This window comes from Thermostilla marina (assembly GCF_054657455.1).
The window spans coordinates 2,806,079-2,830,555 of record NZ_BAAHYR010000001.1 but is presented as its reverse complement, the minus strand read 5'-3'; the positions used below and the strand labels follow the sequence as shown (position 1 = coordinate 2,830,555).

Sequence of the window (24,477 nt, the reverse complement as noted above, 5' to 3'; positions counted from 1 at the left end):
TCTATCGATATCGACAGCAACGGCGACCTGGATGCACTATCGAGGTCGCCGTTGTGCTTTTCGTGCCCCTAAAGGCGGGTTCGGGGTTACGTCGAGACCTTCGTCATGCGGTAGAGTCCCGCGCCGTGGGGCGGAAGTTTTGCGGCGAACGTTTTCTCGAATTCGCCGAGGTCTTTGTGAGCCCACAGGTCACGAATGCGGAACTTTCCGCGAAGCATTTCGTACTCGAACTCGAACTGGATCCAGGCTTCGGTTTCCCCGATGTTGAAAAGGCCGAGGTATTTGTCGCCGGTGTCGGGATCGGTGGCGATCCAGATTACCTTGTTTCGTTCCTTGATGACCTGTCGATTGTCGACGCTGTTTTGATTGACGGCCAACACTTCATCGTTCTTCAGGAACGAGAGTGACTTTTCGGACGAGGTCAACAAGTCGCCGCCCATCATCAGGGGAGACCGCGCGATGCACCACAGGCTCATCAAGGTGTAATGCTCGGGCCAGCTGAATTGCGACTGGCGATCGGGACCGTGGGGACGTCCATCGAGCGAAAGGTGGCCGATCGGCAACATGTCGGCATCCGGCCAACGTCCCGGCGCAATGAAGGGCGACCAGGCGTTCAGCAAGTCGAAGTTGTGGCGGAGCGATTCCCAATTGTCCCAGAAATCGGCCGAAATCCGCCACATGTTCGCGTGTCGGAAAACGTGATGGGCATGACCGAGCGGTGCCTCGCCGCAGGAAAGGCTCAACACGATCGGACGTCCGCACTTGCGAATCGCCTTGTGCATCGCCTCGATTTCCCCTTTGTGATACACGGGGAACATCATGTCGTCCGCCTTGACGAAGTCGACACCCCATTCGGCGTATAGCTGAAACAGCGAATCGTAGTATTCCTGCGCGCCGGGTTTGGTGGTGTCGACCCCGAACATATTGTTGCACCAGCGGCAGGTGTCCCACGGTTCGGCGATGTCGCGGGCATGGAGATTCGTGCCCAGAATGGGGGTGTTGTCGTAATAGGCTTGGCGTGGAATACCTCGCATGATGTGGATGCCGAACTTCATGCCCTTGCCGTGAACATAGTCGGCAAGCGGCTTGAAACCTTTTCCGTCCGCCGCCGAAGGAAATCGCTCGACGGCCGGAAGCAATCGGCCGTACGGATCCATCGCCAGCCGATCGATCGGACGTCCGTTTTCGTCGAGCCGCACGTCGGGGTGTCCAAAGCGCTTTCCAGGCATTTGGTGGACGCCGGGGGCCGGGTTGAACCAAATGAAGTCGATGACGGCGTACTCCCATCCATGCGGAAGTAGGTGTTCGGCCATGAAGTCGACCGTCGCGCGGAACTCTTGCTCATTGATCCGGCAGTCGTAGGCGTCGTAGCTGTTCCAACCCATCGGCGGGCGTGGGGCAACTCTTGCCAGCCATTCTTCGACGGGAGTTTCCGCGCTTTGCCGACCGAAACTGCGTTCGGCGGTCGTCCAGGTTCCGGCGCCGGCGGCTGCGGCGCCACACAATACGGCCCAGTTGAACGTGCGTCGTTTCATGGGAAACCTCTCTGGAGACGGACCGTTTTCCTCGTCGGAATGCGCGGGCTCATCGCGCACACCGACATCAAGTGCCGATCGAGCATTCGGCGCGAGAAAACGGTCGAGTTCGCAAAACCCCGGGCAGAAGCGCACGGCGATCGTGCTTTCGGCCCTATCCTAGTATCCCCCACAAGCCCCCGTTTCCGACGGGTAAGCTGCGGACGGAGGGAGTCGAACCCTCACCCCTTGCGGGACAGGATCCTAAGTCCTGCGTGTCTGCCAGTTCCACCACGTCCGCTCAAAGGGCGCCGCCTCGGCCGTCTGCCCAGCGCAACCCTGTCGAGCTCTTATTTTAGTCGGCGCGCAACCTTCTCGCCAAGGTGGTTGGGGGCCACCTGAAATCATTCGTCGACGAGTGGCCGAATCGTTACGGCTCGAAGCCGGAGCGGTACTCGCGCGACAAAAGCGAGTTTGCTTCCGGAATGTTCGAAATCCGGCCCTGTTTCGCGTCCCATTCGATGGTGCGGTCCAGCTTGAGGGCGATATTGCCCAGCAAGTACGATTCCGTCAGCGGACCGGCATAAGAAAATGGGCAGCTGGGCTTTTCAGGATCGCCGGATTTGATGCCGCCGAGCCATTCCTCGTACATTGATCCGTACCGCCGCAGCGTCTTGGGAACGTCGGGAAACGCATTGATCGATTTATTGCCCACGCCGATTGTTTCTTTTGAACCGACGATCACCCATCCGCCCGAGGGGGCCTCCTGCCCGTTGAGCAGATCCTTCGGCGGCGTCTTTCCGCCGTCGTACCAATAGAGTTTGAACGGCTTTCCCGTTTTGGGCACGATGAAATGAAAGCAAATGACGCTGGCCAAGGGGAACATCTCGGTGACCGGTCCCGAACGTTCAACCACTTCGACCTTGACCGGGGTGGTCAACTCCAAGCCCCAGTACGCGGTATGAATGGCGTGCGGCGCGATATCGCCCAGCGCTCCGGTGCCGAAATCCCACCAGCCGCGCCATACAAACGGATGATAGACTTGGCTTTTCCGTTGCGGACCGGGCAATTGGTAGACAGGATGATTTTCGGGCCACTTGTCTTTGAAGGGACGCATCGGCGCTGAACCGATCCACAGGTTCCAATCCAGCGTGTCGGGTACCGGATCTTCACCTTCGGGACGGTCGAACCCCTGAGGCCAAATGGGACGATTCGTCCAATAGTGGGCTTCGAGAACATCACCGAGTGCGCCGCTGCGGATGATTTCCACCGTCCGCACCGTGTGTTCCTCGCCGCGACCGGGGGTGCCCATGTGCGTAACGAGGTTTTTTGCCTGGGCGGCTTCGACCATCTGTCGCGCCTCGAGTACGTCGTGCGTGAGAGGTTTCTCGCAGTAGCAGTGTAGCCCCACTCGCATTGCCCGGATCGAGATCGGCGCGTGCATGTGGTCGGGTGTGCTCACCACGACGGCGTCCAACGTCTTTTCCTTGTCGAGCAGTTCCCGATAGTCCTGATACGTGTGGGCTTGGGGAAAGCGTTGTGCCGCACGGCCAAGCCGATTGGAATCGACGTCGCACAAGGCGACGATGTTTTCGCCCGACACTCCCTGCAAATTCGCACCGCCTCGCCCGCCGGACCCGATGATACCGATGTTCACCTTCTCGTTCGCGGTGTATCCGCGGACAAGCCCCGAGGGGACGACGAGTATCGAAGACGCAGCGACGGCAGATTTCAACAAACGACGACGTGTCAGGCGGGAACGCATGGCAGGCCTCCTGTTCGGTCGGGAAGTGAATGGACGCTACATTGTCGACAATCGACAATACTTGCGAAGGTATCCCTCACGTGTCGCGACTGCACGGTGATGATCGTTCGCAGGCGAATTGTTGTCAACTCGAAAGGACGGATCGAATCGTTTCGCGCCGCCGCTGCCGAAACTATTCCTTCGGCTGCACGGTCACGATCACGCGGCGATACGCGAACAATGACGGTTCACCGTCGTCTTCTGCTTGAGCGATCACGTGGATCGTTTCGGGGCGATCTGTTTCCGGGACCCGCAGCCGAGCTTCGCCCGGTGAAGTGATTTTGATATTTACGGGGCCCTGGTATGTGCCTGCTTCGGGATACACAAACCAGGTGATCGCCAAAGTATCGTCGTCGGGATCATGAGAGCCCTCGGCGCTGAGCGAGACGACATCGCCCGGACGCGCCGAGAGGCGGATAGGGTCCTTGCCTGCGTCACCGTTGATGACAAGCAACGGATTGTGATTGGCCTCTTCGTAGCGCGACGCGACACACCAGTCCATTCTCGCGGCGAAATCGTGCTGAAAATGCTCTCGCCACCGCCAAATGGTTGCGGGATCGGAACAGACGACGTTTCCGTCGGGAAGCGTTACGCTGTCGCGGCTGTCATGATTGTTTGTCCAGATGGGCCGGGATTCGCCGTACGGCTGGTACAACACGTAGCGACCGCCCCATCCTCCGTACGCCGGACTTTCGTGCCACGCGAGACCGTTTCGAATCAGGCCGAGGAACGAAGGGGTATCGCCTTCCATGATATATTCGAGTCGCGGGTACAATGCACCGAGTGGTCCGTGGTCGTGAATGACGTTTTCTTCCAACCAAGGGTTGTCGACCAGGTCGAAATGGTAGTATAGGGGCCGTTCTTGTAGTGGCGATCTCCGCTGATGCCCGTCCACGTCGCGCGCCAGTATTCTTTCCAATCGGTCGTCGAAGGAGAAACGATGTAGAACAGATCGGGAAAGGTCTTGCGCAACCACGGGCCGGCGTCATCCTGGTCGGAAATGGTGTACACCCGCAGCCGCGAGGTCAGCGTTCGGAGTTCTTTCGGCGAGCATTCCCGTCGTGCGTCGTCGAGGGCCTGCGCCAAGGTGTTCGCGCCGCCCCAAACCGTGATCCACAAAGGACGGGGATCGGGTCTTCGGGCAGCTTGCAGGATCAGTCGTGAGCCGGGAGTGGTTTTCCCCGGCCCCACGGCCGCCATACCGTATTCCGGTTGTCCCGTTGCCGTTACAGCCATGAGTGATTCTGCCGAAGGGTATCCCGCGGCATGCTTACCCAGATTAGGCAACACTTGGGCGTAAGCGTTCAAGTGGCGGCGGATGAGATCTTCGCGCGGGCCGCGACGCAACCACGTCGAAGTTGTGGCGATCAAACCTTCGACGTCGAATTGGTCGGCGTAAACCAGGAAACGAACGAGCGATTCTTCGTCGTCCGGTTCGTTCGAAATGTCGGTCAGCACGACGATACGGCTCTTGGCAGGAGACGTCTCCACCGCGTTCGACAACTCGGTGAACGATACGGTGGTCGCTGTCGCCAGAATGATAAAACAGCAGCAATGCACAAGCCGATTCATGAGCCGATCTCCAGAAAAGTCACGCGGCAACGAAGGGCTCCGGAACTCATTCGCACAGATGCGAGAAGTATAATTGGGGCATGAACGAGACTCCAAGCAGCGAACATGGATCCGCCACTTCGCGATCGCCCGCCGAAATCGCCGCGGCCACCGAAGCCGTCAAGGCTGAGGCACTCCGGCTGGGCTTCGACGCCGTGGGAGTGTGCCGGGCGGGCCTCGCAAACACACTGGATGCACTCGATGCCTGGCTGGCAGCCGGTTACGCCGCGGGGATGACCTACGTGGCGAGGCGACGCGAAGCCTACGAGCATCCGGCAAGGCTGCTGCCTGACTGTCGGAGCGTCATCATGGTCGTGTGGCGTTATCCGGCCGAGAAACAAAATTTCGGAGCGGTTTGCGAGGACGGCAGAGTTGCGCGTTACGCCCGAGGTCGCGACTATCACGACGTCCTTCGTCCGTTGTTGAAACGGCTCGGCCGTTTCGTCGGCGAAAGGATCCCCGGTGCGCGCTGGCGGGCATTCGTCGATACGGCACCGATCCTGGAACGCGAATGGGCACAACGGGCAGGGCTCGGCTGGATCGGAAAGAATTCGATGCTTTTGCGGCGCGATTACGGGAGTTGGTTTTTGCTCGGCGGTTTACTCACCACGGCCGAACTGGTTTGCGACGAACCGTGGATTGCAGACCATTGCGGCACGTGCCGACGCTGTCTCGACGCATGTCCCACGCAAGCCTTTCCGCAGCCTTATGTGCTCGATGCCCGACGTTGTATCAGCTATTGGACGATCGAAACGCAAGATCCATTTCCTGAAAGCGTTCACGAACGTCTTTCCGGGTGGTTGTTCGGCTGCGATGTTTGTCAAGAAGTCTGTCCGTGGAATCGAAAGGCGCAAGCAACCACGCGGCCCCTTCCCCAGCCGTTCGTACCGGGAACGCTCGATCCGGTCGAGATACTCACCCTGGACGAAGAGGCGTTTCGTCGAAAATTCAAAGCGACGCCTTTATGGCGTGCGAAACGTCGCGGACTCTTTCGAACGGCAATCACTCTCTTGGCCGATCGGGCGCGCCGAAACGGCGGTCGGCTCGACACACGGGAGCGAGCCGCCCTCCATCAGGCGGCACACGATCGCGACGAAATCGTTCGTCACGCCGCCGAGGAAGTCTTGAGGTTTACGGAGAACGGGAGAACGACGTCTGATCGGCGCGACGAAGGTTGCGGGGGATCACGTTGAAGGCCGCTGCATTGACAACGCCCATCGAAGGCCTTCGTCGAGCGTTTCATGACGAAACGAGAAACCATGCTCTTGGAGCTTCTTCGGCATTGCCCGCACACCATGCAGAAGAAGTTCCTCGGCCATTTCGCCGAGAACGAGTCTCAATGCCAACGAAGGTGCCGGAAACCATGCGGGGCGGCGCAGCACTGTCGCCAGCGTGCGAGTGAATTCGCGATTCGTCACCGGGTTCGGTGCCGTCAGGTTGAACGGCCCGGTTGCCTTGGGAGCTTCTAACAGGAAAAGAATCGCTTCGACAACGTCTTCCAACGTGATCCAGCTCATATACTGCAAGCCGGTGCCGAGGTGTCCCCCTAGTCCGCGGCGAAAGAGAGGTAACATCTGCGCCAACGCTCCTCCGTGGCGGGCCAGCACGAGGCCGACCCGACCGATGACGACGCGTTCGGCCCATTCGCCGGCGCGTTGCGCTTCAGCTTCCCAGGCCGCGCAGGTATCGGCCAAGAAACCTTCGCCCGGAGGCTCGCTTTCGTCGATGATTTCGTCGCCGTGACGACCATAGAAACCGACCGCCGATGCGGAGAAAAACACGGGCGGTCTTTCGGCCGACCCACCGAGCACATCGACGAGCAATCGAGTGCCTTCGATGCGGCTTCGGCGGATTCGTTCTTTCTTGACGCCGGTCCAACGTCCCGCGACGCTTTCGCCGGCAAGATGAACGACGGCATCCAGGGGCGGAAGTTCATCGGCGTCGATCTCGCGTTCCTCGGGATTCCACGTGATGCGATACGGATCATTCACATCACGGCGACGCGACAAAGTGTACACCGTCCATTCGCGATTGCGTGCGTGTCGGCATAGCTCTGTTCCGATCAGCCCCGTCGCACCGGTAACGAGGACCCGCATGGTTGACACCTCCGGTATCGACTGAGGTAGAGCAGATTATGTTTCGGACGGTGGATCATCGACGGGATTTCGCGCGCGGCGGATCGCGTCGATGTACGGCTCGCAAAGGTGGCGAGACATGACCGTCTCTATGGCTTCGGCCAGATCTTGATCTTCGAACCAGTACAAGTAAGCGATCGCCACGGTAGCCGATCGGTTGATTCCGGCCGTGCAATGCAGGTAGACCGTCTTTCCCCGGCGGAGTAACTCGGCCAAGGCGGAAGCTGCTTCCGGTAATTTGCAAGTGAGGTCGTCGACATCAAAGTCGCGAATCGGGACACGCACCAGTTCTACGCCCAACTCGCGACAGCGACGTCGGATCGACTCGATATCGACACCGCGGTCGATCAAATCGCGATCCGTCTGCAAATTCAGGATGGCGTCGATCTGATGACGCGCGACCAGTTGGTCGATTTCGCCGGGCATCGCAATGTACGGCCCGATAAACAGATTGGGCAGAATCCGGTCGGCCATTATCGACTCATCGGGAGGTGGTACTGGGAGAACACAGGGGACGGCCCCAACAGTTTTCCCAATTTTCGCCGCTGCCGCCGAGAAAACAAGCAATCGCCTCGAAAGTGAAATCAATAGCCCTGTTCCCGACTACGGAAATGAGAATGGCGGGACGAACCGGTGTGCCGATTCATTCCGCCGAATGAGGGCTGCGTAGAGTGAGGTGTTCAAACTGCCCCCTTTGACGCCGTTTTCAAAAAGATCGATTTACCCCTCGAAATCGTCGGTCGTCGCAACGGCTACGGCGTCGCGGGTGCGACTGCCGGTCTTGAAACGGCCGACCAACTCTTGCAGCACGCTCGCTTGCGCGCCGAGTTCTTCGCTGCTGGATGCCAATTCTTCGCTGCCGGCGGCCGATTGTTCGACGACCGATGAGATGCCCTGGATCGCATTGGCGACTTCTTCGGCGCCGCGTGCTTGTTCCACGGTCGCCGTGGCGATATCGGCGATCTTGGCCGCCGTATTTTCGACACTGTCGAGGATTTGCTGCAACGCTTCAGAAGTTTCGCGACTGAGTTCGTTACCCTCTTCGACTCGCTTGGCCGACTCTTGGATCAGTTTTGTGATCTCGCCGGCCGCTTGGTTGGATCGCTCGGCGAGCTTGCGGACCTCGTCGGCCACGACGGCAAAGCCCATGCCGTGTTCACCGGCCCGGGCGGCCTCGATCGCGGCATTCAAGGCCAACAGGTTGGTTTGCCCGGCGATTTCCGAGATAACCTGGATGATTTCGGCGATTTGGGTCGAGCTTTGGCGAATCAATTCCATGGCCTCGGACGAGCGTCGAACGGCACCGGCACCCTTTTCCGCAACCTGAGCCGCTTGACGCGCAAGGTTGTCTGCCTCTTGCGCATTTGCGCGGACGTCTTCGACCGAACGGGTAAGTTGTTGCAACGAGGCCGAGATTTCCTCGACGGCGGCATTCTGTTCCTGGGCACCGGCGGCCAATGATTGCGACGATTCCGAGACGACTCGGGATCCTTCGGCAAACTGAACGGCCGAATCGGCGACCTCACGGACGATTTCCTCGATCTTTTCGACGAACACGTTGAACCACGTCGCCAGTTGTCCGATCTCGTCTTGGGAATCCACGACCAACCGCTTGGTCAGATCGCCTTCGCCCTGGGCGATGTCGCGCAGCATGTTGATGGCCTGCGACAGCGGCTGCGTAACTCCACGGGCGACGATCAATCCGACGGCAGCGCTGAGCACCACCCCGACAATGGTCGTGAGCAGCGTCAAAGAGACGGTCCACGACTGGGCCGTTGTCGCCTCGTCCATGCGGGCTTCCGCACCGGTAACGGCGGAATCGACGAGCTTCCGCAAGATGTCCTCGGCGGCTTCCTGCTTGACGAAGCATTCTTTTTCGGCGAGCTCGCTCAAACGATGATCGAGGTCTTCGGCCTTTTGGACTTCGGCAACGACCTTTTCGAAGTCGTGGAATATCTGATTCGCAGCCGGTTCCACCTCGCGTGTGTAGAGTTTTGCGGCTTCATCGCGTTTGCCCTCCCGCACGAGGGCCTTGATGTCGCGGATGGCCGCATGGAATCGATCGTGCGCCGTTTTGGCTTCCGCCATGGCTTTACGGTATTGCTCATTCGTCGTTGAGAATGCGTCGATAAACTTGCCGAAATTACAGGCATGTTCGTCTTCGCTGCCCTCGAACAGCTCACCTGTTTCGAGCATCTTCGTTACTTTGCCCATTGCAACGTAATGATCCTTCCAAAACTCTTCGAGCGAGGCTCGCGTGGCATGCGGGTCAAGAATATCCAGCGACTCGAATTGACGGGAGATCTCGAAGAACGCGTTATTGGCTTCACGCCAAGCGTCCCAAGCCGTTTGGAGCTCGTCCCACAGGGCTTGTTCTTCGGGTTCTCTGTCCACTGTTTCGTAGGCTGCCCAAGCTTCTTCGCATTCCTTGCGGGCTTCGGCGATGTCTTGGTAGACCGCCTGGCGATCGGCCGACGATAGCCCGTTGATCAGCAATGTTCGCTGGTCGCCTTTGATTCGTTCTGCTTCGCCGTGGATCGTCAGCAGATATTGGACGGCCCCTAAGTGGTTCGTGCCGACGTCGGTCAAATGGTCGCCGACGGTTCGAATGCCGTAATAGCCGACCGCGGCAACGATCAACAACAACGTCAAAACGACTCCGAAGCCCGCGGCAAGTCGCGTTCCAATCGTAAGGCGGTTGAGGAGACTCATGAACCGTTTCTCCATCTGAAAGAATGAAAGCGGACGATTTGGCCTTTCAGCGCGTACTCCGATCGCAACAATCACGTCATCGGTCGGAGCGGTGTGCTCAGTCGGCGTACAGATGCGAGTCGAGAGGATGCCCCTACAGGTGCCGACCGGATCGCCGTATCCAAGATGCTGCCCCAAAAGCGTTCAAGCGGCGATCGCGTTTTCTATATGATCTATAGGGCAAAGAAAGTGATGCGGCACGAAAAGTCGGCAAAAGGAACAAAAATCAGGGCGGGAATGAGCTTTTTCGCACGATACGATCGCCATAACCGATTCGCGACTTCAAGGCACTACGTCCAACAAGTGGGAGGCCCCCCCCCTCACAAGAACGGCCGTTGTGCGGCCTGCCTCGATTCCGGCGTGATAGGCGATAGCGCCGCCAACATGTAAATACCACCGGCGGCTTATTCCTTCAGCTCACCCGCGTCGTACAATCGCCAGAATTGGCTTGGAGGATACATTCTCGTTTCGATTCCCCAATCTTCTTCGCCGAAGGCCGTTCCGATCTCCTGGAGACTGGTCATCAATCGTGCCTCGTCCAATCCCGTTTCGATCTTCGAGGGGGTGAAAACCAGTCGAGTCAGTCGCAACCATCGAATGGGAGACAGGTCGGTGACTTCACTCCGGGCAATGTGCAAGCGTTGCAGGGGGATGCCCCGAAGCGGAGAAAGGTCTTTCACTTTGGTTCCGGCGATCGTGAGGCTTACCAGTGAAGAACCTTGCAAGGGGGAAAGATCGCTCACCGGCGTGTCGTTGAGCCAGAGGGTTTCAAGCGGCAGGCCGCGCAGCGGGCTTAAGTCGCTCACCTTCGTTCTTGCCAGGTTGAGCTGTTTTAGCGTGCGGCAACCGGCAAGCGGCGAGAGGTCTGAGATCTCTGTTTCGCTGGCGTAGAGAATTTCCAGCGGCATTCCCGCCAAAGGAGAGAGGTCGGTGACCTTTGTTCGATCCAGTCCGAGGCGTTGAATCGGCTTTCCTTTCAAGGGGCTTAGATCGGAAACACCGCAGGAAAACAGGTCCAACGCGATCAACGGGAGATCGGCCAAGGGGCTGATATCTGTTACGTTCGGATCGTTGATCGACAATAGGGCGATTTCTCCTCGACCGTTCGGTTCGGCGGTCAATTCGCCGCTGAAGGCCGGGTTCTTCTCTATGAGCATTTCCCGCAGTCGGTCCGGCGTGATCGGCGATCGTTCCGTCTCGCCGGGTTCATCGTTCCCGGCCGTTTCCACGTTACCTTGGGCGGCCTCTTCGCTGACCGCGGACTGGGGTTCTTTGGAGTCGGACGGAGACGGGGCAGTCGGTTCCGTCGTGCCCGAACAGCCGCCAAGCCATACAACCATGCAAACCATCGCCCACAAACATGCGGAAGTACGGACGGAAACGACGTTTCGAGAAATGAATTCCATCGTATCTCAGCCAAATAAAGTCCTGTAAAACGTGAAACAAAAAAACGGATCGCCACCGCGTCGCAGACGCACAACGGAACCCTTTTCGAGTGTAGTCGAGGTGAGAGGGATTGGCGAGTCGATTCTGCCGTTGTTGGAAACGAATTCAGGGAAGATGAATACAGGGAAAGCCGGAAACGTCAAAGACGGTTTGCGTTGGCCCGTCGGAACGCTTCGAGTTCTTCGGCAATTTCTGGAGACACATCGCATGTCCGCAGAAACCAATAGGCCCGGCGCGCCGTGAGAAAATCCTCGGAGTGCAACAGGCGTGTTGCCGAAGGAACGAAGGCGTCTCGTGGTAACGCATGCGATTCGAGGATCCGAAATATGCGGTCGATTTCCGGGTAGCTCGTGGCCGCCGACAAGTACACGGCGATACGCGATTTCCAGGCCTCGACACGAGGGTCGGGGCATCGCAACAGGGCGGTCAGGACGGCTGCTCGTTGTGTGGGCGTTCCCTGCAAGAACAGGCGGTCAAGGATAATGCCGCCGATTTCGGGGGGACCTGCCAGCGCGTATTCTATTGCCCGCTGCGTGACCTCGCGAGAGGCGGTTCGCGTTGCCCCGGCTATCCGTTCGGCGGTCTCACGATCGAACTGTTTTCGGCGAATGAGCTCGGCGATGGCAAGACTCTTGGCGTCGTTCGATTCGCCGAGGAGGATTTCGGAAATATCTTCGGAAGTCCAAGCCGACGCGGTAATTCGGCGAATTTCTGATCGCAGTTCGCCGTGCACCCAATGCCAAAGGGTGAAGCAAGTCCAAGCGGCCCCTTCGACGACGGCCCCTTCGAATACCACCGGGGTCGGTGCGCTCATGGCGTCGACAGGCAACGTCGTTCCGGAGTGCTCCGAAAAAGCGAAGGCGCCCACGTCGCGCAACGGCGATTCGGGATTGCTTAAAATTGTGTCGAGTTTTCGATAGTCGGCCGGGGCAAAGGGCTTCCCGTCCGCCTTCTCCAGGTGCATTCCCTGCTTGACCGTGAATCTCGTGTAGTTTCCCAAGGCGTCCCAGTACAAGCAGACGGGCACGGCGCGACATACACCGTCGGCGCAAAATACCGAAAGTACTTCCGTCCGGTAGCCGGTGATTTTGCCTGCCGCGTCGCGGTCGACCACGAGAGAACAGGCGACCGGTTCATCGGTGAAGCCGGGATGATGGACGCGGACGACGAGTGTGTTGTCGGACTTTTCGGCGGTCGCAGGACGGTCGGCGACCGCAATACACGAACACCCCACGACGAACGCGATGCTCCAGCCGATCAATGCCGGTCGGGCGGCATCACGAATTCTCGTAGCAACGAATCTCGAAGAGCTTCGCATGAGGGTGTCCGTAGGTTTCTTTCAACCGGACGCGAACGGCCGTCGCACGAACCTGGCCGAAGGTGAAACGCACAAGACGCGTTTGGTTGTTGTCGCGTTTGCCCACTTCGATCCATCGGCCGTCGACGCGAACGTCCACTGCCAGCGACTTCATCAACTCGGGCGGAACACCGCGGATATGATTTGCGCGAGGCGTCTTCCGAAGCATGAAATCACGATGAACATTCGTGTCGCACTTGATATCGATTCTCGACAATGCGACGGGTGATTCCCATTCCAACTGGACTTCGGCAGGAAGTCCGTCTGATTGCCAGTGATGAATCTGTCCCTTGAAATCCCGAGACATGCCGTCGATCAAGTTGGCGGCCTCGCCGCTTGTCGTCGAGTCGGCAAACACGACCGCAGCTTTGCGGGCAAGATCGAGCGGATCGCGAGACGGGCGGTTTGGGATGAATGCGTCATCGCGAAGTAATTGTTCCTGGAGCTCGTTGATGTACGTGTGGGCAAGCTCGCGAGGGAAGACGTCGTGTCGCTTACACAACGCGGCAGCCGTGCCGACGGCCTGTCCCATTACGGCGCAAGTGGCCATCACGCGAGTGGAAGACAACGCGATGTGCGTTTGGCTGATGTTGCGGCCCGCGAAGAGCAGATTCCTCAAGTCCTTCGAATACAGACAACGGAATGGGATTTCGTATACTTCGTCGAAATGGTAATGGAAAAAGCTCGGCGGGTCCTCCGGGTTTTCAATCCCTCCGGGGCAATGTTCGTCGAGTGACCATCCCCCGTAGGCTACCGCATCGTGAAAGTGGCGATTCTCCACCAAATCGCGTTCCGAGAGGATGTAGTCGCCGATGAATCGCCGTGATTCCCGGCGTCCCGGCAAGGAACCGATCCATTCCAAGGCAAAGTTGGCAGCCTCAGGATATTTGCCCGAGTTCTTGATGTAGTTCCACACACCGTGCGCGTATCCCAGGAGCTTGTGGCGGATCGCTTCATAGTCGGCGATGATGTCGTCGTCGCTGCCGAGTTCGACCCACCAATAGCCGTCTTCGAAGGTCTTGATCGTACGTTTATTGGCTTTCGACGGATCGTATTCGATGGCGAACGATGGGGGCGTGTAAGGAATCGGTCGGCCCATGTCGCGACCGTGCAGCAGGATACTCGCACCCATTTGCCAGCCGTCGGCCTTTTCGGGGGCATATTGCTCGTTGAACTCCGAGCGGGCTTCCCGACCTGTACGGTACGTCGCTCCGGCTGCGGCCGCCAGCAGCCCGTCTCCCGAGCAATCGATGAAGTACCTTGCCTCGATCGTGAATTCGGTTTCCGTCGTTCCCTGCCAACACACAGCCGAACGGATCACGTCGTTTTCGACGTTCGCGTCGATCGCCTGCGTGTTGAGCATCACCGTCAATAGCGGTTCGCGAACGGCCAAGTCGTAGATCACATGATCCCAAACCGGATACGATTCCTGCGGATTGTAGAATCGATTGGCCAATAAGATCTCTTCGATGATGCCGGTTTCGCGTTCCGGATAGCCGCCCTTGCGCCGGGCGCCGTTGACGTTCACCCGGATTTCGCTCGACGCGTTGCCGCCCAAGACCGGGCGATCCTGGACGAGGACGGTCTTGGCACCGTTTCGCGCCGAGGCGATCGCCGCGCAGACTCCCGCCATGCCGCCGCCGATCACGGCGACATCGTATTGTTCCCGGCGTCGTCGAATCGGTTTACGCATGCGGCCCGTTTCGACGTCATACCAGCGATCGGCGATGCGTTCTCCGCGATCGTTGACCGGAGCCGTCCCCTGGGCAACCAAGGGCACCATTCCACCGAAACCGATCGCTCCCACCGAGCTTTTCAAGAATTTTCGACGCTTCATCGGACGTTCTCGTCGGCACCAAATCCAACGTGTTGAGAAAGTAGGGACTTCGGCGGCGTTTTCGGCCGAATCCTCAAAGCCGTTGGGGGCTGGATGTGCGCTCAGTCGGCCGACCCGGTTTCGGCGTTGGCTTCGACTGCTCTTCGAATGCGCGCACCGGCCTCATCCAACAGTGCTAGCATTGCCTGTTCGGCCTCGGGCGCACAGCGGTTGCTTATCGCATTGAGAACTTTGCGGTGAATCGGTAACGAAGCTTGATTGTCTGCCGCTTGGCGATTCGTCACGCGTAGACTGTTTTCCAGCGACGTGCTGATCACGTTGGCGACGGGGCCGAAAAGAGGATTGCCGGTTGCATTGAGTATCGCCACGTGGAATCGTTTGTCGGCTTCGAGAAAATCGGCGACACTGTCGGCTGCCTGTTCCATTTCTTCGAAGGCGCTGCGGATTTGGGCCAAGTGCTCGTCGCTCGCCCGTTCCGCGGCCATCGCCGCAGCGGCCGGTTCGAAAATCTGACGAAACTCGGTCAAGTGGAAAAGATATCTACCGTCCGGATCCGTACCTGCCTGCCAAGCCAGAACTTCGGGATCAAGAAAATTCCAGTCGCAAACCGGGCGAACGATGGTGCCTCGCTTGGCGCGCGATTCGACCAACCCTTTGGCGGCGAGGGACTTAATGGCTTCGCGGACGACGGTTCGACTGACGCCGAGTTCGTCGCACAAGGCCCACTCTTGGGGGAGCGATTCGCCGGGCCGTACCTGGCCGGACAAGATACGCAACCCCAGGTCGTGCACAACCTGCCCGCACAAATTCCGGTGCTCGCGAGATATCCTCATGCCTACCTCTCTCGAGTAGGTTACGGTCATATTGTATTATAATAATCCCCTTGTCGATCGGGGCCAAGGGCAGTGCGCAGCATCGTCGGCGACGATGGACAACCGTGCGAGAGAAGTCGGGAGAAGCATTCGACCGCAACTATGCCCCCGCAACGGGTGGCGAACGGGAGCTATCGGCCGATTTGTTTGGCGAGTTCGGCGTCGATCGATTCGGCGGTCGGGGGCAGGGCGTCCACGCCGAAAGATGCCGTCAATTTCCCTTGTGGATCGTACAGCCGAAGATGGGGAAGAGCACCGCCGGCGATTTCGAGTTTTTCGAAAGACTCCATCGAAATCCCTTCCCGCACACAGTAGGCCTTGCCGGCGTAACCGCTTTGCGAGAGGACGCGCGCGATTTCATCCTTTTGTTCGGCATCGTCGATGGCAATGGGGATGACGATCAAGTCCTTATCGGCCAGTCGCTTTCCCGCGTCGACCGTATGCGGAAGAAGTTCACGGCAAGGTACGCACCACGTTCCCCAGAAATCGACCAACACCCACTTGCCCCGGTGAGCGTCGAGAAGCGTTGGGAAATCGGCAGCCGCAATGACCTCTACCGTAACCGAGGGCCGGCTGTTCTCGTCGTGCGGAGCCGCTGCCGAGTCGATCGTGGAAGCCGCGGAATCTGCATTGGCCTCGGCAGGGTTAGAGGGCGGTTGCGTATCGACGGTCGGCTGTTCGGGCGGGGCGACCGATCCTTGCCGATCTTCGCAGCCCGTACCGGCAAGGTACAGGAGCACAACCCCTGAAAACAGGCAACGGTAGAAGCGGTTAGCGAAGAGCCTCGTCACCGAACACCTCCACCCGATTCGGATTCCGTTTCCTGGCCGACAAGCCGGCCGGTTTCGTTTCTGACTCAAAACAGGGACGACAGCGACCGATTGATCGTGCCGCCGTCGTCCCGGGATTTACGATCATTCGACTTCCGATGGGCCTATTCGTACTTGATGCCGCATCCGAACGGTTTTGTCTGCGCGGGATCGGGCGTCTTGCCGGCCAGCAACGCGTCGATGGCGTTTCGCAGATACGGCGTTTTTACCTTCTTGGGGTCCATGTTGTCGTCCACCGCCCCAATGTAGGCGACTTTTCGATTCGCGTCGAGTACGAACACATGCGGCGTCACGGTGGCACCGAACGCGTGGCCGATCTTCTGTGACGAGTCGTACAAGTAAGGGAAGTTAAAGCCCTTTTCTTTTGCGCGGGCTTTCATCTGATCGAGCCGATCGGCGGGGAGGTTGTTCACGTTGATTGCCACTACCTGTACACCCTTGTCTTTATAGTCGGCTTGCAGGGCGATCAGGCGATCTTCGTAAGCCTTGGCCACGGGGCAGTGATTGCACGTGAACACGACGACTACGACTTTGGCGTTCTTGTATTCGGCCAAGGAATGCTCTTTGTCGTCGATGCCGATGATTCCCTTCCAGTTGGGAGCGGGATCTCCCACTTTCACTCCTTCGGCTCGCGCACACGAAACTCCCATGACCAGTGCCAAGCACGCCAACGAAACCGACAACTTCCACGTTCGCATCACTACACCTCCACGATCAAAACGGGCCTTGGTCGTCAAAAAGACCGAATGGACGACGCCCCACCGGCTCGGATTCTTACAAAGCCCCGCCGAGCCGGAGTGCATAGCATCGTTTACGCCACCTACGATCGGGTCAATCCCCATAATGTGTCGTGTTAGGTTTTTTGCGTGGAAACGGCCGCCCGGAACTCTGTCTTTGCAGTTTGTGATATGTGTGTCGCAAATCGAGATCGCCAAGCGGCGCACGTGAGTGCCGAGGAAACCTCAGCGTCCCTCATGCTGGTAAATGGCTTGGAATTCTTTTTCCAGCGATGCAGCAATCTCAGGGTGTGTCTCGATGACGTTATGCTTCTCACTGGGATCCGCTTCGAGGTCGAACAATTGGTATGGACGTGCGAAAGGTTTGCCCTTGGGCGTCTCCCGCCCCCCTGAACCGTTTCCGAGCACAAGTTTCCACTTGCCCTTTCGGATGGCGAACATTCCATTGCCGGAATGATGAATGACCGGCGGGCGTGCCGGGTTCGGCGTTCGTCCCAAAAGTTGCGGCAGGAAGCTGTAGCTGTCGGGAGCTGCTCCTTCCGGCAGCGTCGCGCCGAGCAGCTCGGCTGCGGTCGCAAAGAAGTCGGTGAGGCAGATCGTATCGTCACATCGCGACCCCGGTTCGACGACGCCGGGCCAGCGGACGAAGAACGGCACGTGATGGCCCGCTTCCCAAATGTCGGCTTTCGTGCCGCGAAAGATGTAGTTGGCCGTGTGGCGATCGGCCCGATACGCTTGAATCGATGGGTCGTCGACGTGGTCTTGCTCATTCGGATCGTCGCGCCGATACATGAACGATCCATTATCACTTGTGTAGATCACGAGCGTCTCGTCGGCGACCCCCAGTTCGTCCAACGTGTTCAACACTTGTCCGACCGTCCAATCGACTTGGTGGACAAAGTCGCCGTACGGCCCCAAGTCGGTTGTGCCCACGAATCGCCGATGCGGCCACACCGGTTTGTGCGGCGCGGTCATCGGAAAATAGAGGAAGAACGGCTTCTCCGGTGTGGCGGCCGCTCGCTTCAAAAAGGCTTGGGCTTCACCGAGTAAGTGGTCGAGACACTCTTCCATGACGAAGTTTTCTGCCCGCGGGCCCTTGCGAACATATCGCGGGAACGGTTGGGCCGGCTGTTCCAGCGTAGGAACTTGCACGACGACCCCGTTGCTGATGTAGACGTACGGAAACATGTCGGCCGACGCCGGAACGATATGCGAAAAGGCGAACCCCAGTTTCTCCGGGCCGTAATCGATCGGTTTTGCAAAGTCGATCTTGCCTTCACTCGTGCGGGCGAATCCCAGGCCCAGGTGCCACTTGCCGACGATTCCGCACTGATAACCTTGCGAGGTCAAAAAGGAGGCGACCGTGGGCCGATCTCGCTCGATCAACGGAGGCGATTCACCGAATAGCACGCCCGACTTGAGGCGGCTCCGCCAACAATAGCGCCCCGTCAGCAACCCGTAGCGTGTCGGCGTACAAACTGCCGAGGGCGTGTGGGCGTCGGTGAACGTCATGCCGGCACGTGCCAACCGATCGAGGTTCGGCGTGGGAATCTTCGACTGCGGATTCAACGCATGGACGTCGCCGTAGCCCATATCGTCGGCCAAGATGAAGACGATATTCGGGCGTCGGGGCGTCTCAGAGGTGTCCGCTTGCGTTTTCGGCAATGCAGCCCAAAACGCGCCTATCAACGCGGTAAGGCAAACAAGACGACGAAACATGGGCCCGGCTCCTTTTTCGGCTCGCTTTGCTGACAGGACACTTTAGAGTAACGCATTGCGTTCATTTGCGATTCGATCCGAGCATGATCTCGGCCGCGAACTTTTCCCAAATCTCGGCCATTTTTGCAGTTTTTTCGGGCATCGAAGCGGCTAGATCGTTTGTTTCGCTGCGGTCTTCGGCCAAATTGTACAGCTCCCAATGGCAATCGGCGCGAGCGACGATCTTCCAATCGCCCATCCGCAGCGCTTTGTTCCCGATATGTTCCCAGAACAGGAACTCGCGATCCACCGATACATCATCGGCAAAGGTGTTCAGTAGGCTAACCCCGTGCGGCCTGGCAACCGGCAAGCCGTTTACTTTGTCGGGGAGGGCAACGCCCGTCAGTTCCACGATCGTCGGAACGATGTCGATAACGTGACCCACGGCATGACGGAGGGCTCCCTGATCGCGGATTCCCTTCGGCCACGACACGATGAACGGTGTTGCGATTCCGCCTTCGTGTTCCCATGACTTGTGCAGGCGGAAGGGCGTGTTGGAAAACGTCGACCATCCCGGCCCCAAGCACAAGAAGGTCGGTCCGGAACCGGGGGCGGCGGTCGGATCGTGGCGATCTCCGCGAATGATTTGCTCGGCGCTGGCGCCGTTGTCGGAAAGGACGATGATCAACGTGTCGTTGCGCATGCCCATCCCGTCGAGCTGATCGAGAATGCGGCCCACTTCGGTGTCGATGCGATGGACCATTGCCGCGTGAATGGCCATCTTCGTCGCTTGGAATCGCTTCTGCTCTTCGGTCAACGAATCCCAGGCAACGGCATGGCCGCACTCACCCGGCCCGATTTGGGCCTGGAGTTCGTCTTCCGGCAGATTCCACGACGGAATGATATCGGGATCGCGCGGAGACAACGGGCAATCAACGATGCCCATCTTCCGCATTCGCTGCCATCGTTCCTTGCGCATTTCGTCCCAGCCGCGGAGATAGCGATCGCGATAACGAGCGATGTCTTCCGGAGGGGCGTGCAGCGGGAAATGCGGCGTCGTGTAAGCCACGTACAAGAAGAAGGGACGATCCCGGTACTTTTCCGCATGCTCCTTGAGATATTTCAGGCCGTAATCGGTGATTGCCGTCGTCGTGTAGTAATTCGAGCCGGGCGTCACCGGCGGTAGCGGCTTGCCGTCTTCCTGGTGTCGTTGCGGGTAGAAGTTTCGGTTGTGATCGTCGAGTTGATAGGTGTGGTCAAAACCTCGCTCGACCGCGACTTCTCCGCGAATATGCCATTTGCCGGTGTGGTACGTTCGGTAGCCGAGCGGCTTGAGAAGTTCCGGCAACAAACGGGTCGCGGCATCCTTCCGACGCCCCATGTGGATGTCTTCGGCGTAATGGTGATAGAGCCCCGTCAGCAGAGAGACACGTGTGGTCCAGCATCGCGAGGTGTTGTAGAACTGCGTGTAACGGAGACCTGTAGCGGCGAGCGAGTCGATATGGGGTGTTTCGATCTCACCGCCGTAACATCCTAGATCCGAGAAGCCCATGTCGTCGGCCATAATGATGACGATGTTGGGCCGGGAAGGCTCTTGGGCCGTGCTTTGTGAACAGATCGCCCCGGCTGTGAAAGCCGTCAGAGAAAGCAGCGCGACGAAGACGGAACGTTTCAATGTTTGTGCTGATTGCATGGCGAAATCTCTCAAATGGCGAAGGCCGACCGGAACGGACGCGAAGCAGAGTCCCCAATGATTGATGTCGGTTAAGTGTACACTGTGCTGCGAACCGCACGTTTCTCCCCATGATAGTCGGGGGTTTCGGTAGAGAAAGCAGTTCATTGGATCTTTCAGCACGGCATGCATCCACCGGAACGGTTGACGATTGTCGGCAATCTGCAAAACCGCCTATTGGCGGGGCTTCGTTTTTGCGACATTTTTGTCTGCCAAAGGCTGGATTTGCGCGCCGTTTTGGGTAGAATCCAGCCGAGTCGATCATGTGAAGGAAATCGTCGTCTAAAGCAACAACGGGCTCGACTTCGGAAGATCTTGCAGCGATTTCCTCGACGCAGAGCATGCGAAATGAGGTCCCGGCAACAAACCGGGATATTGTTCGTCGGTCGGTCCGACGGGCAGCATAACGTGGTGTGAACTGGGTGATTCGCATAGCCGACACGGTTGGTCGGCTCGCGGGTTGCTTTGCGCTTTCGGGACAAAGGGACGTTCTAAGCCGGCAAGATTCGTCGCGGCGCTGACCGCTCGGGCTTTCGCTGACGGTCGGTCGGGTGGCGGGAGCCACGCCGCCCGCTCTTCCTTCGCGCGACGTCGATCGGCTTGCGCCGTCGCTTTGTGTCGAAACGCCGACACCTTCTTTCGTCTTCGTCAGAATGTCGCATCCGGGAGTGCTCGATATGGAAAACGGTCGCCTCATGAATCGCTGGTGGGTTGTCGTCGGGGCCGTGGTCATCCAGCTTTGTTTGGGGGTCATTTATGCATGGAGCGTTTTTACGCCCGTGCTGACCGAAGCGCCCTACAGCTTTACGAAGGTTCAAACGCAAGTCATCTTTTCGGTCGGTTTGGCCGTCTTTGCCCTAGTGATGATTCTGGGGGGACAACTACAGTCGAAGTTTCCGCCGCGGCTGGTAGCCATCGCGGGGGGGGTGTTGCTCGGAGCGGGGTATATCCTTGCTGGGGTTGTCGGGCCGAGTTACTACGGTTTGATTTTCTCGATCGGCGTATTGGGCGGTGCCGGTATCGGGCTCGCTTACGTCGTTCCGATTGCCGTGGGATTGCGCTGGTTCCCTGACAAAAAAGGGTTGTTGACCGGTTTGGCCGTTGGAGGATTCGGCTTTGGCGCCCTGTTGTGGATCAAAATCGCCGGGGCATGGGGACACTTGATCGACACGCTGGGGATCGAAAACGTTTTCATCTTGTACGGTGTGGCGTTCATCGTGTTGGTCGGCTTGGGGGCCCTTCCGATGGTCCTGCCGCCGGAGGGGTATCGTCCTGCCGGCTGGGAACCCGTTGCCGGCGCCTCGAAAGGGAGTTCCGGACTTGAACTCAACGTGGGCGGCATGCTCCGCAAACCGCAGTTTTATATGATCTGGCTCATGTTCGTCGCCGGAGCGATGGCCGGATTGATGGTCATCGGGATCATCAAATTGTTTGCCACCGAGGTGCTCACGAAAGCGTTTCTGGACGCGAACACCAATCTGACGGAAGCCGCCGCGGGCGCAAAAGCCGCTGCGATCGCAGGGACGGCAATGGCCGTCTACTTCGCGTTGGCCAACGGGCTGGGCAGAATTGCTTGGGGATCGATCTCCGACCTGTTGGGGCGCAAATTGAGCCTCATTTTGATGCTCGGCTCGCAGGGCGTTTTCATGCTTCTGTTTTATTCCATGGCTTCGCATGAATACTTCCTGTACCTCGGCTGCGCGTTGATTGGATTCAATTTCGGAGGCAACTTCGCCTTGTTCCCGGCGGTCACCGCCGACTTGTTCGGCAGCAAATACGTCGGCCAAAACTACGGCGTTGTCTTTACGGCCTACGGCATCGGCGGAATCGTCGGTCCGATTCTGGCGGGCCGTTTTGGCGACCTTGCGAAGAGCAGTGGCGAAATCAGTGCGTGGCTGACGCCGTTCGTCATCGCCGGAATCGCGTGTTTCGTCGCCGCCGCGCTCGCATTGATGCTGCGACCGCCAAAGGCGAACGTCGAAGCCGCGGGAGAATAGCCGCGTAGAGGGGGATCTTCCCGCCTGACCGATTAATTGCTTGTGCACCAACCCGCCTCTCGATTTGCGACGTAGCCCTTGTACGTACGCATCGAGAAACCGGGTATCATGCCGTGAGGCCGTCCGACTCGATCGGACGGCCTCGGTTATTTAGGGGGAATTTGCCTGCAACCGAGGCGCCTTACTTGGTGTAAAAGCGAGAAGAGACCGTCTCTTCTGGGGATACGGCTCGGCGAAAGTCGCTTCGCGATGCCCGTTTCTGATGGCCAATTCGGAGTCGTGCTGTGGAACCCGCGATTCGCACCGAACATCTGACCAAAGTCTTTGGAAACGAGGTGATCGCCGTCAACGACATGAACATGGAGGTCCCCCAGGGGGCTATTTTCGGCTTTTTGGGGCCGAATGGCGCGGGGAAAACCACCACGCTCCGGTTATTGCTCGGCTTGCAGCGGGCAACGGCGGGATGTGCCTATGTGTTCGGTCGCAAGTGCGGGCCGGATGCCGTCGATGTGCGGCGGATGATCGGCTATTTGCCCACGAATCCACGTTTTCCCGGGCATCTCAAACCGGTTGAATATCTCGATCTCGTCGGTTGCCTATGTCGCATTCCCTCTGACGTTCGAAAGCCGCGAATTGCGTCGCTCATTCGTGCAGTCGGTTTGTTGTCGGTGACCGACCAACGGATCGCTACCTTGTCCACCGGTGAAACGACCCGCTTGGGGATAGCCGCCGCATTGGTGGCCGATCCGCCGTTGCTCATTTGGGACGAACCGACCGCCGGATTGGATCCGGCCGCTCGACGGTTCGCGCTGGATTTGATCCGCGATCTGGGAGAAAAACGGACGATCGTCGTCGCGACACATATTCTCAACGATATCGACCAGGTATGCGACCATGTGGGGGTCATGCACGAAGGACGAATGATCTTCGTCGGCACGATGGCCGAAATGAAGCGGCGCATTCGCTCGGAAACCATCGTCATCGAACTCGCCGGTGAGGATGCCGACCTGGCTGAATTCCGCCGTTGGCTGGACACGCAATCAGATGTCGGCGCTCGATGGGAGGGAAGGTCCCGCGTCATGATCGCGTTGAATTCCGAGCTGCCGCGCGCGAAACGATTGGCCGAAATTCTGGAGAGGGTGGATGCCTGTCGTCTGCAATTGCAAGGAATCGGGTCGGCCGGCAGCGAAGCCGAACATGCCTACCTCCAGCTCTTGCAAGAGGATCAATCGCATGGATTCCATCGTTTCGATGAACTGGCGACAGCGTCTGATGCCGACCGCGGCAATGGTCGCCCATGATTTGAAAACGCTGTCGAGAAGCTGGTTGATCCGTTTGTGGGTCATCGCCGCGGTGGCGATGACGGTGCTCATCGTGCTGACGAATTGGCAGCGGCTTCCCGACTCGGTCCTCATCTCGGCTGTGCTTTTTCCATTCTTGGTGTTCCCGTGGTACTTCGTCGTCATCGCACTGGGAATTTACCCGGTAGCGGGAGGACGTATCGAACAGGTTGCTGACGGTATTCTATGTCGTCCTGTAACGCGTCACGAGTTCTTGTTGGCGGCTTGGCTTGCGCGGGTCATCTTGGTCGTCGGCGTCGTGCTGACGATCACGACGGTGACATCGGCCGTCGTGATTCTTGCCGATCGCCCGCCGGCTCCCGACGGTGTCACGATGTACGGGCTCGTGACCGGTGCGGCAGTCGTCAGCGTCGTGCTCGTTGCTTTGGTCTCATTGGGATTTTTCTTCGGAACGTTGTTGAAAAATACGTTGCTCGCCCTGCTGGTGATGTTGTTTGTGTGGTACCCGATCAATCTCGTGTTGAACACATTTCACCTGGAGGAAATCTCGCCGATCAGCTTGAATCAAGCCCTTCCCACGATGCTGCGCGCCACGTGGTCTACCGAAAACGACGACGCTATCGATCCCTCGGAACTTGCAGAACTACAACAGCAGGCACAGGCATTTTTGCAAGCACTGAGCGGGCAGCAACCGCCGCCTCGTCGACGCGACTTCTTCGGCCACGAAGATCTTTATCGTGATACGGTGCTCTGGCGGGTATTTCTGGGATACGGGTTACCGATCGTCGTCACGATGACGCTGGCGGTATGGAAGTTTCGCCGGGAAGATTTGTGACCGAGCAATCTCTGAAATCG

Annotated in this window: 19 protein-coding genes and 1 tRNA gene; 4 read left to right on the top strand and 16 right to left on the bottom strand. The window is 58.5% G+C overall.

The window, feature by feature from the left end:
• Positions 1-86 precede the first annotated feature (86 nt).
• The 5 genes from ACYQ2I_RS10340 to ACYQ2I_RS10320 form a co-directional block, all read right to left on the bottom strand.
• Positions 87-1,535 carry a glycoside hydrolase family 27 protein gene (locus ACYQ2I_RS10340; protein ID WP_460166935.1) on the bottom strand — a complete coding sequence of 483 codons (1,449 nt, stop codon included), beginning with the start codon at positions 1,533-1,535 and terminating at the stop codon, positions 87-89.
• 198 nt (positions 1,536-1,733) lie between these two features.
• Positions 1,734-1,815: transfer RNA gene (locus tag ACYQ2I_RS10335), tRNA-Leu, on the bottom strand.
• Positions 1,816-1,944: 129 nt separating this feature from the next.
• The gene (locus ACYQ2I_RS10330; protein WP_460166934.1) at positions 1,945-3,279 is read right to left on the bottom strand and encodes a Gfo/Idh/MocA family protein; all 1,335 of its coding nucleotides are present in this window, start codon (positions 3,277-3,279) and stop codon (positions 1,945-1,947) included.
• Between the two features lie 172 nt (positions 3,280-3,451).
• A complete protein-coding gene (locus tag ACYQ2I_RS10325) occupies positions 3,452-4,135 on the bottom strand; it encodes a nucleoside hydrolase-like domain-containing protein (protein ID WP_460166933.1) in 684 nt (227 codons plus the stop codon).
• Positions 4,036-4,890: a DUF1593 domain-containing protein gene (locus ACYQ2I_RS10320; RefSeq protein ID WP_460166932.1), complete on the bottom strand. Its 855-nt coding sequence runs from the start codon at positions 4,888-4,890 to the stop codon at positions 4,036-4,038. Before ACYQ2I_RS10320 ends, ACYQ2I_RS10325 begins: the two co-directional genes overlap by 100 nt.
• An 80-nt stretch (positions 4,891-4,970) precedes the next feature.
• Between ACYQ2I_RS10320 and queG the strand changes: the two genes are divergently transcribed.
• Positions 4,971-6,122, top strand: a complete 1,152-nt coding sequence (gene queG / locus ACYQ2I_RS10315; protein ID WP_460166931.1) for a tRNA epoxyqueuosine(34) reductase QueG — start codon at positions 4,971-4,973, stop codon at positions 6,120-6,122.
• Here the strand turns inward: queG and ACYQ2I_RS10310 are convergent.
• The 11 genes from ACYQ2I_RS10310 to ACYQ2I_RS10260 form a co-directional block, all read right to left on the bottom strand.
• Complete coding sequence (locus ACYQ2I_RS10310) at positions 6,114-7,025, bottom strand: TIGR01777 family oxidoreductase (RefSeq protein WP_460166930.1); 912 nt, start codon at positions 7,023-7,025, stop codon at positions 6,114-6,116. The two genes, queG and ACYQ2I_RS10310, sit on opposite strands and share 9 nt — an antisense overlap.
• Positions 7,026-7,061: 36 nt before the next feature.
• The gene (locus ACYQ2I_RS10305) at positions 7,062-7,538 is read right to left on the bottom strand and encodes a dual specificity protein phosphatase family protein (RefSeq protein WP_460166929.1); all 477 of its coding nucleotides are present in this window, start codon (positions 7,536-7,538) and stop codon (positions 7,062-7,064) included.
• A 246-nt stretch (positions 7,539-7,784) separates the two neighbouring features.
• Complete coding sequence (locus ACYQ2I_RS10300) at positions 7,785-9,776, bottom strand: HAMP domain-containing methyl-accepting chemotaxis protein (protein WP_460166928.1); 1,992 nt, start codon at positions 9,774-9,776, stop codon at positions 7,785-7,787.
• Positions 9,777-10,219: 443 nt separating this feature from the next.
• Positions 10,220-11,155: a leucine-rich repeat domain-containing protein gene (locus ACYQ2I_RS10295; protein WP_460166927.1), complete on the bottom strand. Its 936-nt coding sequence runs from the start codon at positions 11,153-11,155 to the stop codon at positions 10,220-10,222.
• A gap of 245 nt (positions 11,156-11,400) precedes the next feature.
• Positions 11,401-12,579: a hypothetical protein gene (locus ACYQ2I_RS10290; RefSeq protein WP_460166926.1), complete on the bottom strand. Its 1,179-nt coding sequence runs from the start codon at positions 12,577-12,579 to the stop codon at positions 11,401-11,403.
• Positions 12,539-14,455, bottom strand: a complete 1,917-nt coding sequence (locus ACYQ2I_RS10285) for an FAD-dependent oxidoreductase (RefSeq protein WP_460166925.1) — start codon at positions 14,453-14,455, stop codon at positions 12,539-12,541. Before ACYQ2I_RS10285 ends, ACYQ2I_RS10290 begins: the two co-directional genes overlap by 41 nt.
• Positions 14,456-14,556: 101 nt before the next feature.
• Positions 14,557-15,288, bottom strand: a complete 732-nt coding sequence (locus tag ACYQ2I_RS10280) for a FadR/GntR family transcriptional regulator (RefSeq protein WP_460166924.1) — start codon at positions 15,286-15,288, stop codon at positions 14,557-14,559.
• Between the two features lie 170 nt (positions 15,289-15,458).
• Positions 15,459-16,118, bottom strand: a complete 660-nt coding sequence (locus tag ACYQ2I_RS10275) for a TlpA family protein disulfide reductase (protein ID WP_460166923.1) — start codon at positions 16,116-16,118, stop codon at positions 15,459-15,461.
• Positions 16,119-16,261: 143 nt separating this feature from the next.
• Positions 16,262-16,855, bottom strand: coding sequence for a thioredoxin family protein (locus tag ACYQ2I_RS10270; RefSeq protein WP_460166922.1), 594 nt, complete (start codon positions 16,853-16,855; stop codon positions 16,262-16,264).
• A 264-nt stretch (positions 16,856-17,119) separates the two neighbouring features.
• The gene (locus ACYQ2I_RS10265; RefSeq protein ID WP_460166921.1) at positions 17,120-18,613 is read right to left on the bottom strand and encodes a sulfatase family protein; all 1,494 of its coding nucleotides are present in this window, start codon (positions 18,611-18,613) and stop codon (positions 17,120-17,122) included.
• Between the two features lie 61 nt (positions 18,614-18,674).
• Positions 18,675-20,285, bottom strand: a complete 1,611-nt coding sequence (locus ACYQ2I_RS10260; protein WP_460166920.1) for an arylsulfatase — start codon at positions 20,283-20,285, stop codon at positions 18,675-18,677.
• A gap of 716 nt (positions 20,286-21,001) precedes the next feature.
• Here ACYQ2I_RS10260 and ACYQ2I_RS10255 point away from each other — a divergent pair.
• From ACYQ2I_RS10255 to ACYQ2I_RS10245, 3 genes are all read left to right on the top strand, one after another.
• A complete protein-coding gene (locus tag ACYQ2I_RS10255) occupies positions 21,002-22,321 on the top strand; it encodes an L-lactate MFS transporter (protein ID WP_460166919.1) in 1,320 nt (439 codons plus the stop codon).
• A gap of 284 nt (positions 22,322-22,605) precedes the next feature.
• Complete coding sequence (locus ACYQ2I_RS10250; protein WP_460166918.1) at positions 22,606-23,622, top strand: ABC transporter ATP-binding protein; 1,017 nt, start codon at positions 22,606-22,608, stop codon at positions 23,620-23,622.
• A complete protein-coding gene (locus ACYQ2I_RS10245) occupies positions 23,555-24,457 on the top strand; it encodes an ABC transporter permease subunit (RefSeq protein WP_460166917.1) in 903 nt (300 codons plus the stop codon). The genes ACYQ2I_RS10250 and ACYQ2I_RS10245 overlap by 68 nt, the downstream gene beginning before the upstream one ends.
• Positions 24,458-24,477: the final 20 nt, after the last annotated feature.

Excerpts from the sequence above, each read along its gene's own strand:
- ACYQ2I_RS10300 (WP_460166928.1), bottom strand. The coding sequence starts at position 9,776 with ATGAGTCTCCTCAACCGCCTTACGATTGGAACGCGACTTGCCGCGGGC.
- ACYQ2I_RS10260 (WP_460166920.1), bottom strand. The coding sequence starts at position 20,285 with ATGCAATCAGCACAAACATTGAAACGTTCCGTCTTCGTCGCGCTGCTT.
- ACYQ2I_RS10340 (WP_460166935.1), bottom strand. The coding sequence starts at position 1,535 with ATGAAACGACGCACGTTCAACTGGGCCGTATTGTGTGGCGCCGCAGCC.
- ACYQ2I_RS10285 (WP_460166925.1), bottom strand. The coding sequence starts at position 14,455 with ATGAAGCGTCGAAAATTCTTGAAAAGCTCGGTGGGAGCGATCGGTTTC.
- ACYQ2I_RS10320 (WP_460166932.1), bottom strand. The coding sequence starts at position 4,890 with ATGAATCGGCTTGTGCATTGCTGCTGTTTTATCATTCTGGCGACAGCG.
- ACYQ2I_RS10305 (WP_460166929.1), bottom strand. The coding sequence starts at position 7,538 with ATGGCCGACCGGATTCTGCCCAATCTGTTTATCGGGCCGTACATTGCG.
- ACYQ2I_RS10270 (WP_460166922.1), bottom strand. The coding sequence starts at position 16,855 with ATGCGAACGTGGAAGTTGTCGGTTTCGTTGGCGTGCTTGGCACTGGTC.
- ACYQ2I_RS10265 (WP_460166921.1), bottom strand. The coding sequence starts at position 18,613 with ATGTTTCGTCGTCTTGTTTGCCTTACCGCGTTGATAGGCGCGTTTTGG.
- ACYQ2I_RS10290 (WP_460166926.1), bottom strand. The coding sequence starts at position 12,579 with ATGCGAAGCTCTTCGAGATTCGTTGCTACGAGAATTCGTGATGCCGCC.
- ACYQ2I_RS10245 (WP_460166917.1), top strand. The coding sequence starts at position 23,555 with ATGGATTCCATCGTTTCGATGAACTGGCGACAGCGTCTGATGCCGACC.
- ACYQ2I_RS10310 (WP_460166930.1), bottom strand. The coding sequence starts at position 7,025 with ATGCGGGTCCTCGTTACCGGTGCGACGGGGCTGATCGGAACAGAGCTA.
- queG (WP_460166931.1), top strand. The coding sequence starts at position 4,971 with ATGAACGAGACTCCAAGCAGCGAACATGGATCCGCCACTTCGCGATCG.
- ACYQ2I_RS10280 (WP_460166924.1), bottom strand. The coding sequence starts at position 15,288 with ATGAGGATATCTCGCGAGCACCGGAATTTGTGCGGGCAGGTTGTGCAC.
- ACYQ2I_RS10295 (WP_460166927.1), bottom strand. The coding sequence starts at position 11,155 with ATGGTTGTATGGCTTGGCGGCTGTTCGGGCACGACGGAACCGACTGCC.
- ACYQ2I_RS10330 (WP_460166934.1), bottom strand. The coding sequence starts at position 3,279 with ATGCGTTCCCGCCTGACACGTCGTCGTTTGTTGAAATCTGCCGTCGCT.
- ACYQ2I_RS10255 (WP_460166919.1), top strand. The coding sequence starts at position 21,002 with ATGGAAAACGGTCGCCTCATGAATCGCTGGTGGGTTGTCGTCGGGGCC.